Here is a 16,163-nt window from a genome sequence, read left to right as displayed (position 1 = left end):
TGTTACGGCATGAATGCAGATTACCAAATCACCTGGCTGTAAGTAACCACAGAGAACTTTACCTGACTGTGGGGGGCGAGTTGTGCAGGAACTTAACCGCTGGTTTCGTGACGGAAGAGGGCTTTATGTCCATGTTATTCGTTGGGAGCCAGAAACACAGCGCGTTATCTATCTTCGCAAAGACTACCCGCATGAGTGCTTTAGTCCTTTGTGGAAATTCAGGCGTGATTTTGTTGAGTGTGAAGGACCACCAGCACATTGATTCTGCCATTCCGGGACGTTACACTGTTCAGGCACCTTATAAAGCGGGTGCCGGGATTGGCGTCCTGGAAATGTTATCGGCGATATATGACGCGCCAGCGTCTTTTTTATCGTCTGCGTCTGTGCACACCCAAATTATGGTGGGCTGGACGGGGGCACCGAAAGGTGCGCCGGTTTCCGATAACGCCGGTTACGCCAACCCCGTTCAGTTCACCACCAGCGAAATTGGCGTTTCCGGTGGTGAAGGTAATTCACTGTTATCGGAGGCTGCCATCATGGCTACTGTCCCAGCCCTCACTCGTCTGAATGATGAAGACTTACATAAACTCAGTTATGTAACAACTGCACTACGTGCTCTGCGCAAGGTAACTCTTTCGGATCCGCAGGCGCATCAAGTTCTGGTAGAAACCCTTCTTAACTTGCAGGCTGAACGTATTCGTCTGGCGGATAAGGCTAATTTTCATATTCACCGTCTCCTGAATATCAGCGGAGGGCATCGTCATGCTTAATCCGTTGATCCTCAATATTTGCCGTTTGCTTCAGCGTAAAAAAACATCAATTCCTACAGTTGGGCAGTGGTACACCACACCTGCAGGGCATGTTCTACGTGTTAGCCTGGTTGACCGTGAATGCCAGAAGGTGATTTGTGAACCGCTGGGCCGTAATTACCGCGTCAGTATGCCGCTTATAGCCTTTCGCTCCGGAAAAAACATGAAGCATCTCGGAGGTGCAGCATGAGTATGGAGCTGATGGTTAAAGCGATGAAAATTCGAGTGGGTAATCCATTGCGAAAACTGGTTCTGATCAAGCTGGCTGATAATGCCAGCGATCAGGGTGAGTGCTGGCCCAGCTACCAGCATATTGCTGACCAGTGCGAGATTAGCAAACGTTCTGTGATGAATCATATTGCGGCCCTTTGTGAGTCCGGGCTGGTAAAAAAAGTCACCCGGAAAGGTGAAAAAGGTAACTCAAGTAATATCTATCTCCTTCATCTGGATGGTGCAGGAGATTCACTAGGGGGTAGTGCAAATAATTCACTATCTGGTGCAGCAAATTCACCAGGTAGTGCAGGAGTTGCACCAGGGGGTAGTGCAGGAGATTCACCCAGAACCAGTCACTCTTTTGAACCAGTCAAAGAACCAGTCAATGAACCAATAGCTGTTGGTGCATCAGTTGATGAGTCCGTGCGAGTTCGTTCAAACCGACCGGAATATTCTCCGGAGTTTGAGCAGGCATGGCTGGCATATCCCAAACGTGCTGGTGGCAATTCAAAATCTGCAGCCTTCAAAGCCTGGAAAGCCCGTTTGAATGAGGGGGTAAACCCCGAAACCATGCTGGAAGGTGTGAAACGCTATGCGGGCTGGGTATCTGCGATGGGTAACAGCGGCACACAATTTGTGAAACAGGCTGTCACGTTCTTTGGTCCGGATCGTCATTTCGAAGAATCCTGGGAAGTTCCTGCGGTATCTGCAGCCAGACGTGAGGACCCGTACTTCAAATCCAGTTACGACAACGTGGACTACAGCCAGATCCCGGCAGGATTCAGGGGGTGATCATGAGTCTTTTGAATGACGTTCAGAAATTCATTGAAGCCCATCCGGGGTGTACTTCCGGAGACATTGCGGATGCTTTTGCAGGTTACTCACGGCAGCGCGTACTGCAGTCAGCAAGCAAGTTACGTCAGAGTGGGCGTGTGGCTCACCGTTGTGAAGGGGATACACGCAGACATTTCCCGCGCCTGACTGAGAGAGCGCAGGAGCCGGAACCACAACCAGTTCGTGAAACCAGACCTGTGCGCAATTTCTATGTCGGTACTAACGATCCCCGGGTGATTTTGTGCCTGACCCGCCAGGCTGAAGAACTGGAGTCAAGAGGCTTATACCGTCGTGCTGCAACCGTGTGGATGGCGGCATTCCGTGAAAGCCACTCCCAGCCAGAACGAAACAATTTTCTGGCGCGTCGTGAGCGGTGCTTACGGAAAAGCAGCAAGCGCGCTGCATCGGGTGAAGAGTGGTATCTGTCAGGGAATTACGTGGGGGCTTAATGAGTAATAAATATTGCCAGGCGCTGGTGGAACTGCGGAACAAACCAGCCCATGAACTGAAGGACGTGGGCGATCAGTGGCGCACGCCGGACAACATTTTCTGGGGAATTAACACCCTGTTTGGCCCGTTTGTTCTGGATCTGTTCACTGACGGTGATAACGCCAAATGTGCTGCGTATTACACGGCGGAAGACAACGCGCTGGCGCATGACTGGTCAGAACGTCTTGCGGAGCTTAAAGGTGCTGCCTTTGGTAATCCCCCATACAGCCGCGCCAGTCAGCATGAGGGGCAATACATCACCGGCATGCGTTACATCATGAAGCATGCCAGTGCCATGCGTGATAAGGGCGGGCGCTATGTTTTCCTGATCAAAGCTGCCACCAGCGAAGTTTGGTGGCCGGAAGATGCAGACCATATTGCTTTTATTCGCGGGCGTATTGGTTTTGAACTGCCTGCCTGGTTTATCCCGAAGGATGAGAAGCAGGTGCCGACAGGAGCGTTCTTCGCTGGTGCTATTGCTGTTTTCGACAAGACCTGGAAGGGACCGGCAATCAGCTACATCGGGCGCGATGAACTTGAGGCATGTGGTGAGGCCTTTCTGGCGCAGGTTCGCCAGCAGGCGGAAAAACTGGTCAGGGAGATGGCGGCATGACGACGTTAACTCAATGCCAGCAGCAGGTGCTGGATATGCTGATTTCTTACCAGAAAGAACGTGGCTTCCCGCCAACCAATCAGGAGGTGGCAACCATGCTGGGATACCGTTCGGTGAATGCAGCGGTGGAGCATCTTCGCGCACTGGAGAAAAAAGGCGTCATCACGATAAAGCGTGGCGTGGCACGGGGGATAACGCTTCATACCGCTGTGAAGGACGACGACAGCGAGGCGGTCGGGATTATCCGCGCACTGCTTGCCGGTGAGGAAAACGCCAGGCTGCGTGCAGCCCACTGGTTACATGAGAGGGGCCTGAAAGTATGAAGCTGATCCTGCCTTTTCCGCCCAGCGTGAACACGTACTGGCGACACCCCAACAAAGGGGCGTTTGCTGGTAAGAGTCTGATAAGCGCAGCGGGGCGCAAATTCCAGAGCGCGGCGTGTGCAGCAATAGTTGAGCAGTTACGTCGTCTGCCAAAACCAACGTCGGCACCTGCTTCAGTGGAGATCGTGTTGTTTCCTCCGGATAACCGGATCCGCGATCTGGACAACTATAACAAGGCGCTGTTTGACGCCCTGACCCACGCGGGTGTGTGGGAAGACGACAGTCAGGTGAAAAGAATGCTGGTGGAGTGGGGACCGGTTATCCCGGAAGGGAAGGTCGAGATCACTATCAGTAAGTACGAGAAAACGGCGGGTGCAGCCGCCTGATTAAGAGGAGAAACGAAGTATGAATAATCTGATGGTTATTGATGGTATTGAAGTTCGTCGTGATGCTTATGGGCGTTACAGCCTGAACGATCTGCATCGCGCAGCAGTAGCATCTGGTGCCAATGCCAGAACCAAGGAGCCAGGAAAGTTTCTTTCCAGCCAACAAACTGTTGAACTTGTTCATGAATTGACCAACACCCAGAATTTGGGTGTTGACCCGGTGAGTGTGATTCATGGGGGAAATGAACGGGGAACTTATGTCTGCAAGGAACTGGTGTATGCCTATGCAATGTGGATCAGCCCGTCATTCCATCTGAAGGTGATCCGTACTTTCGACATGGTAACCAGCGCACCGGAAAAATTATCCGGGCAGGCTGCTGACAAGATGCAGGCTGGAGTGATTCTGCTGGACTTTATGCGCAGGGAGTTAAACCTGTCTAACTCTTCAGTGCTTGGTGCCTGTCAGAAACTCCAGGAGGCTGTTGGCTTACCGAATCTGGCACCGCGCTATGCCATTGATGCTCCTGCTGATGCACACGATGGCTCAAGTCGCCCGACACTGTCACTGAGTGCACTGCTGAAACAGTATGGTATCCGCCTGACGGCTAATCAGGCATATCACCAGATGGTGAAACTGGGGATCGTCGAGCAGCGCGAACGATACAGCCGTACCGCGATTAACAACATCAAAAAATTCTGGTCGCTGACAGCGAAAGGTTGCATGTTCGGCAAGAACATCACCAGTCCCGCAAATCCGCGCGAGACGCAGCCGCATTTCTTCGAATCCCGATTCCCTGAGCTGTTAAAGCTGCTCGATACCGTTCATTGAGGTGACCGTGAGAGCACTACTGACCCCTGAAATTGCCCCGCGTATGGGGATCGTATTGTTCAGGCCAGGTTCAGAGCTGATGCCCCTGTTTATGCAGGGGCGTGTCCTGCTGGAGCCTGAGCCGGAGCGTTATTCATCTTTCGCCAGTGGTGCCGTTCCGGCGGCATCACAACCGCTGGCGGATGATCCTGCCGTTCGGGCCGTGTTCCGCAATGAGGCAGTGATCCGTCGTGCTGGTGGCGTGGAATGTCTTGAAAGCTGGTTACTTCGTGAAAAAGGCTGCCAGTGGCCTCATTCCGACTGGCACAGCGAGAACATGACCACAATGCGGCACGCGCCGGGCGCAATCCGTCTGTGCTGGCACTGCGATAACCAGTTGCGCGATCAGTTCACGGAACGGCTGGAATCAATGGCAACGGATAACTGTGCCCGCTGGGTGTTATCTGTTGTGCGCCGTGATCTCGGTTTTGATGATAGTCACGTTGTGACAATGCCGGAACTGTGCTGGTGGCTGGTTCGTAATGACCTGGCGGATGCCTTACCGGAAAGTGCAGCCCGTAAGGCACTGAGATTACCGAAGCCTGTTGTGCCGTCTGTTACCCGGGAAAGTGACCTTGTGCCTTCGATTCCTGCCACCAGCATCATCCAGGATAAAGCCAAAAAGGTGCTGGCGCTGAAAGTGGATCCGGAGTCGCCGGAGTCTTTTATGTTACGCCCAAAACGTCGCCGCTGGGTTAATGAAAAGTACACGCGCTGGGTTAAGACACAGCCGTGTGCATGTTGTGGAAAGCCTGCTGATGATCCCCACCACCTGATAGGTCACGGTCAGGGTGGAATGGGAACAAAAGCGCATGACCTCTTTGTGTTGCCTTTGTGCAGAAAGCATCACGACGAGCTGCATGCGGATACCGTGGCATTTGAAGAGATGTATGGCTCCCAGCTGGAGCTGATATTTCGTTTTATCGATCGTGCGCTGGCGATCGGCGTAATTGCGACAGCTTAAGTGTATGGAGCGCTGAGAAGTATGAATCAACAAGACTTGAATTTTGTCAGAATAGAACTACGTCGTGCGCTGTTTGACTTCTCTGGGGGGACAAAAGGGCAGCTTGAGGCTTTCACTGAACACCCACCAGCAGACAAAAATGCCACTCCACGCCGTGGAATTCATCTTGTCGAACTCGAAGGTGATAAGGGACCACGCTTTGTTAACTCGCTTTCCGCGCCATTGTACGTGCAAGAAACACGTAGCCGCCCCAGGCCAATGCCGCCGATAAAAGATGTAGAATTTGAGTCCGCGCCGTGGCGTAGGGCAGTGTCCGCGCTTAGTGGATACCAGCAGGCTTGGTTGCGGTACTGTTACGGTTTTGACCTTAACTATACGCACCAGGTGATGATGTGTGAATACGTCTGGAAGGCTTATCAGAAATGCTTGGGTGAAAACTCACTTCAGGAGCGCGTAGTAAAAAAACTAATAGGCCTAGTATGGCTTGCAGGACAGGAAATTGCTGCAACCCGAAACAATGAAACCTATAAAGACTACGCTGGTGCGGCGCTGGCCCGTATGGTTAGCGTTGACCGTTCGACATGGTTGCGCGTCTATTCAGGCCACTGGGCTGGGTTAAAGGCCGCTTTTACCCAGCTTGATGAGTCTGCGCTGGCCATGGCTCTTGAATACTATGAGGATGAAGAAGCTCTCAAAGTGGGAGAAATATGACGTAAATTTCACTATCTCCTTCAAACGCGCTTGCAAAATACAACAAAATAAGCCATATTGGAAGCATATTTGATATGTTGCCAAAGTTTTATAAACCCGCCGACGAGCGGGTTTTTTGATATGCGACATAACCTATAACATTTTTTATAAAATAAAATATAATTGCTTTACCATTATCCTGTGAGTTGAGCAAATGTATATATTTGAATTGACCAAACCTGGCAACTGGCTTGAAAGTGAAGACAAAGAGTGGTCTTGGAAAATAGAACGGCTTTTGGACCATCTTGAATTTGCATTTTATGAGGCTAATGTTGCATTAAATTTATTTATGCAGCAGCAAAACAATCAAATAGAACAACAAGGGGTTTCGCAATTGCAATGGGAAAAAGAAATGCAAGAACGAAGAACCATCGAAACACTAGTTCGTGAGGAGTTAGGTTTATCCCCTTTTGAGAATCCTGAAAACATACAATTTGAGGTGGACGCGAGGTTTAAACGAGAAAAGTGGAGTTCTGGTGAAATTCCACGTAGCCACAAACATTGTGTGATTTTTATTTATGCAAAATCTTTTCTTTATTCTCTTGATACTATTGATAAATTTATAAAGGTTATTTCGAATGAACCTTATGCTCCTGAGTCGATAAAAGCCCTACACGATCAGATAGGTAAAGATTTTCCTGATCTCAGAGGGGTTAGGAATTCAACTCAACACCTCGAAGATAGGGCTCGAGGGCTTGGCGCAGGGAGAGAACCGAAGCCTTTGAATCTCCAGCCTATAAGTAATACCTTCATAAATGCACCGCAAGGTGCTTTGATATTAAATAATCTGAATGGCACCAAATTCGGGTCAACTATGTCTGATGGTCACTATGGTGAAGTGGACATTTCACCTGAATCGTTATCAAAAATGCAAAGTATTGTTCAGGGCGTTCTTGACTCGTTTAAGTGGGTTGGTAATCAGCAACACTTACCAAGTTAACTAAACTTAATTATTCATATTAAGGCTGCCATATGGCGGCCTTTTTATTCCCTTCACTTTTGAGAGGATTCACAGCAATTAAGAGGGGGCTAAATGTCCGATCCGATTTCCGGCACAGGGTTAGCTGCTGGAGTCCTGACAGGCGCTAGTGTTTATGGACTGCTGACCGGAACTGATTACGGTGTTGTATTTGGCGCATTTGCAGGGGCTGTATTCTACATCGCAACAGCAGCAGATCTGAGTTTATCGCGTCGACTGGCATATTTTATCGTGTCGTATATTGCCGGAATCCTTTGCTCTGGGTTGGTTGGCTCCAAGCTGGCAAACTTGACCGGATACAGTGATAAACCTCTGGATGCTATTGGTGCCGTAATCGTCTCTGCTTTAGCCGTTAAAATCCTGACGTTTCTGAATAACCAGGATATCGGTTCGCTGGTGGCGCTTATAACGCGCCGGGGAGGTTCAGGTGGAGCTAAATGACCCGACAGCAACTATAAATGCGCTGTTATGTGCTTGTGTTGTTATTACTCTGATGTTTTATCGTCGTGGTGATTCGCGGCATCGTCCTTGGGTTTCACGTTTAGCCTGGCTGATTACTGTTACATACAGTGCTGTTCCGTTGGCCTATCTCTGTGGGATTTATCCCCATTCCTCATGGCCCATTATCGTGGCGAACACTATTTTTCTTTCCGTGCTGGTGGCCGTCAGAGGCAACGTTGCACGTCTGGTTGATCATCTGAGGCACTAATGAACCAACAATTATTTCAAAAGGCGGCTGGTATTAGCGCCGGGCTGGCTGCGCGCTGGTTTCCGCACATTGATGCGGCGATGAAGGAATTCGGCATTACAGCACCAGCGGATCAGGCGATGTTTATCGCTCAGGTAGGCCATGAGTCGATGGGGTTTAGCGCCGTAGTTGAAAATTTTAATTACACGCCATCTGCGCTGGTGGCGACGTTCGGAAAGAGGATCACACAGCAGCAGGCTGATGCCCTTGGCAGAACATCCGGACATGCAGCTCGTCAGGATGCTATTGCCAATCTGGTGTATAGCAACCGGCTGGGTAACAAAGCACCCGGTGATGGCTGGAAATATCGCGGTAGAGGATTAATTCAAATCACTGGCCTCCATAATTATCGCATCTGTGGCGCGGCGCTGAAGTTAGATCTGGTGACCTCACCTGAACAACTGGAGCAGGAGCTACAGGCCGCGCGCTCAGCTGCATGGTTCTACACATCTAAAGGCTGCATGGTCTACGGTGCCGATATTAATCGTGTTACGCGCATCATTAACGGCGGTCTGAACGGTATTGAGGATCGTAAGGTTCGATACAACAAGGCGCGGGCGGCGCTGCTGGTATGAAAATGAGTTATTGGGCGCTCATTTTAACGTTTATTGCTTGTATTGCTGGTGGTCTTGTCTGGTCAGCTAATCATTACCACAATAAAGCCATTGAATACAAAAAACAGCGCGACGAAAACGCTATGGCATTAGATTCGGCTATGGCGACGATCTCTGATATGCAGAAGCGTCAACGTGACGTAGCAGAACTCGATGCCAGATATACAAAGGAGCTTGCTGATGCTAACGCGACTATCGAAAGTCTCCGTGCTGATGTTTCTGCTGGGCGTAAGCGCCTGCAAGTCGCCGCCACCTGTGCAAAGTCAACGACCGGAGCCAGCAGCATGGGCGATGGAGAAAGCCCAGGACTTACAGCAGATGCTGAACTCAATTATTACCGTCTCCGAAGTGGAATCGACAAGATAACCGCGCAGGTTAACTATCTGCAGGAATACATCAGGACGCAATGCCTTCGATGATAGCGATAATTTTACTCATCATCCTTCACATCTGGCTCTGTAGACAGGGTGGTGATCACTTCTGGAGTGAATGCAGATTAAATATCTCATTGCTGATGCTTGATATTGAGCATCTTGCGCGCGGTAAGGGGCTGCGTTGAGATAAGAGCCAGTCATTACAAATACCAGGATTTAGCCTCGTATTCGCGGGGCTTTTTATTGTCATTACAAAAGCCACTCCCTACAGAGTGGCTTTGATAATGGTTTATACCCTACACGGGATAACTTAACTGATATCCCTTTTAACGGATAAAGGTATTCAAGCCTGACACATCATGCGCTGTATCGTCGCCGTATTCCCGTATTAACAGAGACCGTAGCCCGACGGGGAACTCCTTCTGCGAGAGTGTGCGGGAATAATCAAAAACGATGCACACCGGGTTTTTACCGCGTTTATGGTTCGCGGGTTTGTCCCTCATGCTCGCCAGTCCTGTGCGGGGGTGGAAGAAACAGGACACTTACACAGATTCTTGTGGGCACGATGCTATGCCTTTATGGATTATCCCGATGCCATTCATGCAAGGCGTTGTATCAGACGTTCGTCAGAGCTGTCAGGCTGACGGGTCCTCCCGGTGGGGGGGCCTGCCACGGGGCGGGAGCGTCGCGGAAAAAGGCTAGTTTTTGCATTTCCATGGCGGCGGCAGCATGTTTGGTAATTTATTGATAATTAAAAGTTATTTCTCTTTTCACCTGTACAATATTTTTTTCTCCCTGTCATTAGACCAGTTTGCAATTAATTGAAATATATAAATAAACCTGATTTTCACCTGCCAGATGGAGTTGCTTATGTCAAATGTGAGCGGGATCGGTGATGCTTATTACTGGAGTGTTTTTAAAATCGCCGAGGCCTTTGGGCTTCACCGGGACACAGTAAAAAAACGGCTCCTCGCGGCCAACACTCCTGTGGCTGCGACTGTCAGGGGGAACCCCGTTTACGCCCTGCAGCATGTCGGGCCTGCCCTGTTTAGTGTGAAGCATGAGGCAGCAGACTCTGTTCATGATCCATCCCGTATGGAGCCAAAAGAGAGAAAGGACTGGTACCAGTCTGAAAATGAAAGGATCAAGCTGGAAAAGGAGCAGCGAAAACTCATCCCCGTTGATGAAGTAGTCATCGTCTATTCGTCCATGAGAAAGGCTGTCGTCCAGGTTCTGGAGACAATTCCGGATGTTCTTGAACGCGATTGCGCCCTGACTCCTCAGGCCGTCGGCGTTGTACAGCAGGCCATTGATGACCTGCGATACACTCTTCAGGAAAAATCCTACGAGGCTTGTGCTGCTGAAATAATTCTTGATGAGGAAGGAGAGAGTCTCTAGGAGGAATAATGGGTTTTTCATCAGCCCGAAATTTGGGAAGGGACATATCGGCAGGATTTTCCCCACCACGTCGCATGCCGATTTCGGAGGCTGTTAAAAAATTCATGCGTGTTCCCAAGGGGGCTGGTAACTCGGTGCCATGGGATCCTGAACTGACACCCTACATCATTGAGCCCATGAACTGCCTGGCATCGCGTGAATACGATGCGGTGATTTTTGTTGGTCCTGCGCGAACAGGGAAGACCATTGGTCTGATCGATGGATGGATTGTCTATACCATCGTTTGCGATCCTTCGGACATGCTCGTTGTGCAGATGACCGAAGATAAGGCCCGCGAGCATTCTAAAAAGCGCCTCGACAGAACGTTCAGAAGCAGTGCGGCGGTAAAGAAAAGAATGAGTCCACGTCGTAACGACAATAATGTCCATGATAAGACGTTCAGGGATGGCTCGTTCCTTAAAATTGGTTGGCCCTCGGTCAACATTATGTCGTCGTCGGATTACCGGTTTGTCGCCTTAACCGATTACGACCGTTTTCCGGAGAATATCGACAGCGAGGGTGATGGTTTCTCCCTGGCCTCAAAACGTACAACCACATTTATGTCCGCCGGGATGACTCTGGTGGAGAGCTCGCCGGGACGTGACATCTGCGACAGCAAATGGCGACGTAAGTCGCCTCATGAAGCGCCACCGACGACTGGTATTCTTTCCCTTTACAATCGTGGTGACCGCCGCCGCTGGTACTGGCCATGTCCGCACTGCGGTGAATATTTTCAGCCAGCTATGGATGCCATGACCGGCTACCGTAATGAACCGGATCCCTTTAAAGCCAGTGAGGCGGCGTATCTACTTTGCCCGCACTGCAGCGGCATTATCACTGCGGAGAAAAAGCGTGAGCTCAATAGTGCAGGAGTCTGGTTGCGTGAAGGTCAGGTCATTGATCGTAACGGCAACGTTTCCGGTGAACCGCGCCGCTCCCGTATCGCCAGTTTCTGGATGGAAGGGCCAGCTGCTGCGTATCAGACCTGGGCGCAACTGGTTTACAAATTACTGACTGCAGAACAGGAGTATGAAGCGACAGGAAGCGAAGAAACACTCAGGGCGGTTATCAACACCGACTGGGGATTGCCTTATCTTCCTCGTGCCAGCATGGAGCAACGAAAAAGTGAATTGCTTGAGCAGCGGGCAGAGCCAGTTCCTTCCCGCAGTGTGCCGGATGGCGTTAATTTCCTTGTGGCGACAGTGGATGTGCAGGCGGGACGTCATCGCCGTTTTGTGGTTCAGGTAACGGGCTATGGCAGCCGTGGCGAACGCTGGATTATTGATCGTTACAACATCACGCAGTCATTGCGCGGTGACAGCGACGGGGAGAGCCAGCGAATTGATCCGGCCAGCTATCCGGAAGACTGGGATGTCCTGCTGACGGATGTTTTTCATAAAAGCTGGCCGCTGGCCTCCGACCCTTCTCAACAAATGCGACTGATGGCAATGGCGGTGGACTCCGGCGGTGAAGACGGGGTCACTGATAATGCCTATAAATTCTGGCGTCGTTGCCGTCGTGATGGCCTTGGTAAACGTATTTACCTGTTTAAGGGCGACAGCATCCGGCGCGCAAAACTGATCACCCGTACATTCCCTGATAACACCGGACGAACGGGCCGACGGGCGCAGGCCGCAGGTGATGTGCCGCTCTGGCTTCTTCAGACTGATGCCCTGAAAGACCGGGTGAATAACGCGTTATGGCGTGACTCGCCAGGTCCCGGCTATGTGCATTTCCCTGACTGGCTGGGGAGCTGGTTTTACGACGAACTGACGTATGAAGAGCGGAGCAGTGACGGGAAATGGAGTAAGCCGGGTCGCGGTGCCAACGAAGCTTTTGACCTGATGGTGTATGCCGAGGCTCTGGTCATTCTGCATGGATACGAAAAGATCCGCTGGCCGGATGCACCGGAGTGGGCGAGCCGGGAAACCTGGCTGGAGTGTGTCCCGGACAGTACCGAACCGTCACCCTCACCGGAGCCGGTATCCACGCCTGTTAAAAAACAAAAACGGAAGAAAACAGTAACTGACGATGTTAACCCCTGGCTGACTTCCGGAGGATGGTTATGAATCAGAATGATATTGAAGCCATGATTCAGCGTTATACGGAAGCTGAAATGGCGGTGCTGGACGGAAAATCCGTCACTTTTAATGGTCAGCAGATGACCATGGAAAACTTATCTGAGATCCGGCAGGGACGGCAGGAGTGGGAGCGCCGCCTTGCGGCTCTGATTACACGACGACGGGGGCATCCCGGGTACCGGCTGGCGAGGTTCTGATGGCAATTCTTGATGATGTGATTGGCGTTTTTTCACCAGGATGGAAAGCGGCAAGGCTGCGTTCCCGTGCGGTGATTCAGGCTTATGAGGCCGTAAAAACGACGCGGACACACAAAGCCCGACGGGAGAACCGAACTGCCGACCAGTTAAGCCAGTACGGGGCCGTGTCGTTACGTGAGCAGGCCCGTTACCTTGATAACAACCACGATCTGGTCATTGGTGTATTTGACAAGCTGGAAGAACGGGTGGTGGGGAAAAACGGGATTATTGTCGAGCCACATCCGGTATTACGCAATGGGGCCATTGCCCGTGATCTGGCAGCGGAGATACGCACCCGATGGAGTGAATGGTCTGTCAGTCCGGAAGTCACCGGGCAGTTTACCCGTCCGATGCTGGAACGTCTGATGCTGCGTACCTGGCTGCGCGATGGTGAGGTGTTTGCCCAGATGGTTTCCGGGCGCATAAACAGCCTGACGCCTTCTGCCGGTGTTCATTTCTGGCTGGAGGCGCTCGAGCCGGACTTTATTCCCATGACCAGTGATGAGAGCAACAGGCTGAATCAGGGCGTGTTTGTTGATGACTGGGGGCGTCCCGAAAAATATCTGGTGTATAAAAGCCGTCCCGTATCCGGGCGGCAGATGGAAACCAAAGAAGTGGATGCAGAGCGAATGCTGCATCTTAAATTTGTTCGCCGTCTGCACCAGATGCGCGGGACGTCTTTATTGTCCGGTGTGCTGATCCGCCTCAGCGCCCTGAAAGAGTATGAAGATTCTGAGCTGACTGCAGCAAGGGTCGCCGCTGCTCTGGGGATGTACATCCGCAAAGGCGACGGACAGAGCTATGAAACGGATGGTAATGACAGCAAGGAGAATGAACGCGAGCTTACCATTCAGCCAGGCATTATTTACGACGATCTGAAACCCGGCGAAGAAATCGGAATGGTGAAGTCGGATCGCCCAAATCCTAACCTTGAAACTTTTCGTAATGCTCAGTTGCGTGCCGTGGCGGCGGGCAGTCGTCTGAGTTTTTCCAGTACAGCGCGCAACTATAACGGCACTTACAGCGCCCAGCGTCAGGAGCTGGTTGAATCCACTGATGGCTACCTGATCCTGCAGGACTGGTTTATTGGTGCCGTCACCCGCCCGATGTATCGTGCCTGGCTGAAACAGGCTGTGGCATCCGGTGTTATCAGGCTACCCCGCGATCTTGACCGTTCTTCACTGTATACCGCGGTGTATTCCGGACCGGTGATGCCGTGGATTGACCCTGTTAAGGAGGCTGAGGCCTGGAAAATCCAGATTCGTGGTGGAGCGGCGACAGAATCAGACTGGGTACGTGCAGGTGGTCGTAATCCGGATGATGTCAAACGTCGGCGCAAGGCCGAAATTGATGAAAACCGCAAGCTGGACCTGGTATTTGATACCGATCCGGCCAGTGATAAAGGAGGCAGCAGTGCCGCAACGAAACGACAGTAGCCGCAGTACACCGACGACCAGTCCGAAGAATAATTCCTGGTTCAGGATGCAGGCTGGTCACCAGAGTGACGCGGATATTTATATTTATGACGAGATTGGTTTCTGGGGTGTTACAGCGAAGCAGTTTATCAGTGATCTGAATGCACTGGGCGATATCACCCACATTAATCTCCATATCAATTCACCGGGTGGCGATGTCTTTGAAGGCATCGCCATTTTTAATGCGCTGAAAACACATGGTGCGTCCATTACCGTTTATGTCGACGGTGTGGCGGCATCAATGGCGTCGGTCATTGCGATGGTGGGAAACCCGGTCATTATGCCGGAAAACACCTTCATGATGATTCATAAACCATTTGGCTTTACGGGCGGTGATGCGGAGGACATGCGCACCTATGCCGACCTGCTCGATAAAGTTGAGGCGGTTCTGTTACCCGCTTATGCACAGAAAACCGGGAAAACCACCGATGAAATTGCTGCCATGCTGGCGGATGAGACCTGGATGTCCGGTGCCGAATGTCTGGCACAGGGATTTGCTGATCAGGTGACGCCAGCCGTTAAGGCAATGGCATGTATTCAGTCAAAACGTACAGAGGAATTTAAAAAGATGCCGGAATCCATTCGAAACATGATTACTCCGCCACGCAACAGTGCTCCACGCGTACAGGATAATGAACCTGCAGCTTCCCGGACGCCAGTGCAGGCAGCAGCACCCGTGGTGGATGAAAACAGTATCCGTGCGCAGGTCCTGGCAGAGCAAAAAGCGCGTGTAAACGGTATTAATGATCTGTTTGCCATGTTTGGCGGGCGTTATCAGACGCTGCAGGCTCAGTGTCTTGCCGATCCTGAATGTTCGCTGGAGCAGGCCCGCGAAAAGCTGTTGAACGAGATGGGGCGCGAGTCCACGCCATCCAATAAAAATACCCCTGCTCATATTTATGCCGGTAACGGTAATTTTGTGGGGGACGGGATCCGCCAGGCGCTGATGGCGCGTGCCGGATTTGAAAAAACCGAACGTGATAATGTCTACAACGGGATGACCCTGCGTGAATATGCCCGTATGTCACTGACTGAACGGGGTATTGGGGTTTCCAGTTATAACCCGATGCAGATGGTCGGTGCGGCGTTCACACACAGTACGTCTGACTTCGGTAATATTCTGCTGGATGTTGCGAACAAAGCCATTCTGCAGGGCTGGGAAGATGCCCCTGAAACCTATGAACAGTGGACGCGGAAAGGTCAGTTGTCTGATTTTAAAATTGCCCATCGTGTGGGTATGGGGGGCTTCAGTGCTCTGCGTCAGGTGCGTGAAGGGGCGGAATATAAATACGTCACCACCGGAGATAAACAGGCCACTATTGCACTGGCGACCTATGGCGAGCTGTTCAGTATCACCCGTCAGGCCATTATCAATGATGATCTGAATATGCTGACCGATGTCCCGATGAAACTGGGCCGTGCGGCGAAATCCACTATTGCCGATCTGGTTTATGCCATTCTGACGTCTAACCCGAAAATCTCCACAGATAATGTAAGTCTGTTCGATAAAGCGAAACATGCAAACGTACTGGAGAGCGCGGCAATGGACGTGGCATCGCTGGATAAAGCCCGCCAGTTGATGCGCGTTCAGAAAGAGGGGGAGCGTCATCTGAATATTCGTCCTGCGTTCGTACTGGTACCGACGGCGATGGAGTCTGTTGCTAACCAGGTCATTCGCTCCTCAAGTGTCAAGGGGGCTGACATTAACGCCGGTATTATTAACCCGGTGAAAGATTTTGCGACCGTTATTGCAGAGCCTCGTCTTGATGATAACAGCCAGACCACCTTCTACCTGGCTGCGTCAAAAGGCTCCGATACGATTGAAGTGGCTTATCTCAACGGTGTGGATACGCCATATATTGATCAGATGGAGGGCTTCAGTGTGGATGGCGTGACAACGAAAGTGCGTATTGACGCCGGTGTCGCGCCAGTTGATCACCGCGGCCTGGTGAAATGTACGGCGTAAACGT

Annotated in this window: 22 protein-coding genes; all 22 read left to right on the top strand. The window is 51.3% G+C overall.

Features of this window, described 5'->3' with window-relative positions:
• The first annotated feature begins 82 nt into the window (after positions 1–82).
• On the top strand, positions 83–262 hold the full coding sequence (locus tag ACJHX7_RS15225) for a DUF4222 domain-containing protein (RefSeq protein ID WP_001341559.1): 180 nt from the start codon (positions 83–85) through the stop codon (positions 260–262).
• A complete protein-coding gene (locus tag ACJHX7_RS15220; protein WP_064764817.1) occupies positions 225–770 on the top strand; it encodes an ash family protein in 546 nt (181 codons plus the stop codon). Before ACJHX7_RS15225 ends, ACJHX7_RS15220 begins: the two co-directional genes overlap by 38 nt.
• Positions 763–999 carry a hypothetical protein gene (locus ACJHX7_RS15215; RefSeq protein WP_000933942.1) on the top strand — a complete coding sequence of 79 codons (237 nt, stop codon included), beginning with the start codon at positions 763–765 and terminating at the stop codon, positions 997–999. The genes ACJHX7_RS15220 and ACJHX7_RS15215 overlap by 8 nt, the downstream gene beginning before the upstream one ends.
• Complete coding sequence (locus ACJHX7_RS15210; protein ID WP_000061531.1) at positions 996–1,814, top strand: helix-turn-helix domain-containing protein; 819 nt, start codon at positions 996–998, stop codon at positions 1,812–1,814. The genes ACJHX7_RS15215 and ACJHX7_RS15210 overlap by 4 nt, the downstream gene beginning before the upstream one ends.
• The gene (locus ACJHX7_RS15205) at positions 1,811–2,305 is read left to right on the top strand and encodes a PerC family transcriptional regulator (RefSeq protein ID WP_001332382.1); all 495 of its coding nucleotides are present in this window, start codon (positions 1,811–1,813) and stop codon (positions 2,303–2,305) included. The genes ACJHX7_RS15210 and ACJHX7_RS15205 overlap by 4 nt, the downstream gene beginning before the upstream one ends.
• Positions 2,305–2,958: a phage N-6-adenine-methyltransferase gene (locus tag ACJHX7_RS15200; protein ID WP_001401088.1), complete on the top strand. Its 654-nt coding sequence runs from the start codon at positions 2,305–2,307 to the stop codon at positions 2,956–2,958. Before ACJHX7_RS15205 ends, ACJHX7_RS15200 begins: the two co-directional genes overlap by 1 nt.
• Entirely contained in the window at positions 2,955–3,281 is a 327-nt protein-coding gene (locus tag ACJHX7_RS15195) for a LexA family transcriptional regulator (RefSeq protein WP_000210154.1), read from the top strand. Before ACJHX7_RS15200 ends, ACJHX7_RS15195 begins: the two co-directional genes overlap by 4 nt.
• Positions 3,278–3,667 (top strand): RusA family crossover junction endodeoxyribonuclease, encoded by a 390-nt coding sequence (locus ACJHX7_RS15190; protein WP_000767113.1) that lies wholly within the window; start codon positions 3,278–3,280, stop codon positions 3,665–3,667. Before ACJHX7_RS15195 ends, ACJHX7_RS15190 begins: the two co-directional genes overlap by 4 nt.
• 19 nt (positions 3,668–3,686) lie before the next feature.
• Positions 3,687–4,496: a KilA-N domain-containing protein gene (locus ACJHX7_RS15185; protein ID WP_001061438.1), complete on the top strand. Its 810-nt coding sequence runs from the start codon at positions 3,687–3,689 to the stop codon at positions 4,494–4,496.
• 7 nt (positions 4,497–4,503) lie between these two features.
• Positions 4,504–5,499 (top strand): DUF968 domain-containing protein, encoded by a 996-nt coding sequence (locus ACJHX7_RS15180; protein WP_032235544.1) that lies wholly within the window; start codon positions 4,504–4,506, stop codon positions 5,497–5,499.
• Between the two features lie 21 nt (positions 5,500–5,520).
• Positions 5,521–6,210: a bacteriophage antitermination protein Q gene (locus ACJHX7_RS15175; protein ID WP_001075730.1), complete on the top strand. Its 690-nt coding sequence runs from the start codon at positions 5,521–5,523 to the stop codon at positions 6,208–6,210.
• A gap of 193 nt (positions 6,211–6,403) precedes the next feature.
• Complete coding sequence (locus ACJHX7_RS15170; protein ID WP_000275196.1) at positions 6,404–7,189, top strand: hypothetical protein; 786 nt, start codon at positions 6,404–6,406, stop codon at positions 7,187–7,189.
• 93 nt (positions 7,190–7,282) lie between these two features.
• The gene (locus ACJHX7_RS15165) at positions 7,283–7,669 is read left to right on the top strand and encodes a phage holin family protein (protein WP_001673688.1); all 387 of its coding nucleotides are present in this window, start codon (positions 7,283–7,285) and stop codon (positions 7,667–7,669) included.
• The gene (locus ACJHX7_RS15160; protein WP_000422366.1) at positions 7,656–7,937 is read left to right on the top strand and encodes a phage holin family protein; all 282 of its coding nucleotides are present in this window, start codon (positions 7,656–7,658) and stop codon (positions 7,935–7,937) included. Before ACJHX7_RS15165 ends, ACJHX7_RS15160 begins: the two co-directional genes overlap by 14 nt.
• Entirely contained in the window at positions 7,937–8,551 is a 615-nt protein-coding gene (locus ACJHX7_RS15155) for a glycoside hydrolase family 19 protein (RefSeq protein ID WP_032235545.1), read from the top strand. Before ACJHX7_RS15160 ends, ACJHX7_RS15155 begins: the two co-directional genes overlap by 1 nt.
• Positions 8,548–9,009 carry a lysis protein gene (locus ACJHX7_RS15150; protein ID WP_097318462.1) on the top strand — a complete coding sequence of 154 codons (462 nt, stop codon included), beginning with the start codon at positions 8,548–8,550 and terminating at the stop codon, positions 9,007–9,009. The genes ACJHX7_RS15155 and ACJHX7_RS15150 overlap by 4 nt, the downstream gene beginning before the upstream one ends.
• Positions 8,997–9,149 carry a hypothetical protein gene (locus tag ACJHX7_RS15145; RefSeq protein ID WP_032259466.1) on the top strand — a complete coding sequence of 51 codons (153 nt, stop codon included), beginning with the start codon at positions 8,997–8,999 and terminating at the stop codon, positions 9,147–9,149. The genes ACJHX7_RS15150 and ACJHX7_RS15145 overlap by 13 nt, the downstream gene beginning before the upstream one ends.
• A gap of 685 nt (positions 9,150–9,834) precedes the next feature.
• Positions 9,835–10,362 carry a DUF1441 family protein gene (locus ACJHX7_RS15140; RefSeq protein ID WP_063268625.1) on the top strand — a complete coding sequence of 176 codons (528 nt, stop codon included), beginning with the start codon at positions 9,835–9,837 and terminating at the stop codon, positions 10,360–10,362.
• Positions 10,363–10,370: 8 nt separating this feature from the next.
• On the top strand, positions 10,371–12,470 hold the full coding sequence (locus ACJHX7_RS15135; RefSeq protein ID WP_024203187.1) for a phage terminase large subunit family protein: 2,100 nt from the start codon (positions 10,371–10,373) through the stop codon (positions 12,468–12,470).
• Entirely contained in the window at positions 12,467–12,679 is a 213-nt protein-coding gene (locus ACJHX7_RS15130) for a hypothetical protein (protein WP_001072975.1), read from the top strand. Before ACJHX7_RS15135 ends, ACJHX7_RS15130 begins: the two co-directional genes overlap by 4 nt.
• Positions 12,679–14,154 (top strand): phage portal protein, encoded by a 1,476-nt coding sequence (locus tag ACJHX7_RS15125; protein ID WP_001459763.1) that lies wholly within the window; start codon positions 12,679–12,681, stop codon positions 14,152–14,154. The genes ACJHX7_RS15130 and ACJHX7_RS15125 overlap by 1 nt, the downstream gene beginning before the upstream one ends.
• Positions 14,132–16,159, top strand: coding sequence for a ClpP-like prohead protease/major capsid protein fusion protein (locus ACJHX7_RS15120; protein ID WP_086258542.1), 2,028 nt, complete (start codon positions 14,132–14,134; stop codon positions 16,157–16,159). The genes ACJHX7_RS15125 and ACJHX7_RS15120 overlap by 23 nt, the downstream gene beginning before the upstream one ends.
• Positions 16,160–16,163: the final 4 nt, after the last annotated feature.

It is taken from the genome of Escherichia sp. WS1451, from assembly GCF_046487365.1.
Lineage (GTDB): Bacteria > Pseudomonadota > Gammaproteobacteria > Enterobacterales > Enterobacteriaceae > Escherichia > Escherichia coli.
This window is presented reverse-complemented; position numbering and strand designations above follow the sequence as displayed.

Coding starts and splice junctions, on each gene's coding strand:
- ACJHX7_RS15215 (WP_000933942.1), top strand. CDS start 763: ATGCTTAATCCGTTGATCCTCAATATTTGCCGTTTGCTTCAGCGTAAA.
- ACJHX7_RS15210 (WP_000061531.1), top strand. CDS start 996: ATGAGTATGGAGCTGATGGTTAAAGCGATGAAAATTCGAGTGGGTAAT.
- ACJHX7_RS15200 (WP_001401088.1), top strand. CDS start 2,305: ATGAGTAATAAATATTGCCAGGCGCTGGTGGAACTGCGGAACAAACCA.
- ACJHX7_RS15195 (WP_000210154.1), top strand. CDS start 2,955: ATGACGACGTTAACTCAATGCCAGCAGCAGGTGCTGGATATGCTGATT.
- ACJHX7_RS15190 (WP_000767113.1), top strand. CDS start 3,278: ATGAAGCTGATCCTGCCTTTTCCGCCCAGCGTGAACACGTACTGGCGA.
- ACJHX7_RS15185 (WP_001061438.1), top strand. CDS start 3,687: ATGAATAATCTGATGGTTATTGATGGTATTGAAGTTCGTCGTGATGCT.
- ACJHX7_RS15175 (WP_001075730.1), top strand. CDS start 5,521: ATGAATCAACAAGACTTGAATTTTGTCAGAATAGAACTACGTCGTGCG.
- ACJHX7_RS15170 (WP_000275196.1), top strand. CDS start 6,404: ATGTATATATTTGAATTGACCAAACCTGGCAACTGGCTTGAAAGTGAA.
- ACJHX7_RS15165 (WP_001673688.1), top strand. CDS start 7,283: ATGTCCGATCCGATTTCCGGCACAGGGTTAGCTGCTGGAGTCCTGACA.
- ACJHX7_RS15155 (WP_032235545.1), top strand. CDS start 7,937: ATGAACCAACAATTATTTCAAAAGGCGGCTGGTATTAGCGCCGGGCTG.
- ACJHX7_RS15150 (WP_097318462.1), top strand. CDS start 8,548: ATGAAAATGAGTTATTGGGCGCTCATTTTAACGTTTATTGCTTGTATT.
- ACJHX7_RS15145 (WP_032259466.1), top strand. CDS start 8,997: ATGCCTTCGATGATAGCGATAATTTTACTCATCATCCTTCACATCTGG.
- ACJHX7_RS15140 (WP_063268625.1), top strand. CDS start 9,835: ATGTCAAATGTGAGCGGGATCGGTGATGCTTATTACTGGAGTGTTTTT.
- ACJHX7_RS15135 (WP_024203187.1), top strand. CDS start 10,371: ATGGGTTTTTCATCAGCCCGAAATTTGGGAAGGGACATATCGGCAGGA.
- ACJHX7_RS15130 (WP_001072975.1), top strand. CDS start 12,467: ATGAATCAGAATGATATTGAAGCCATGATTCAGCGTTATACGGAAGCT.
- ACJHX7_RS15125 (WP_001459763.1), top strand. CDS start 12,679: ATGGCAATTCTTGATGATGTGATTGGCGTTTTTTCACCAGGATGGAAA.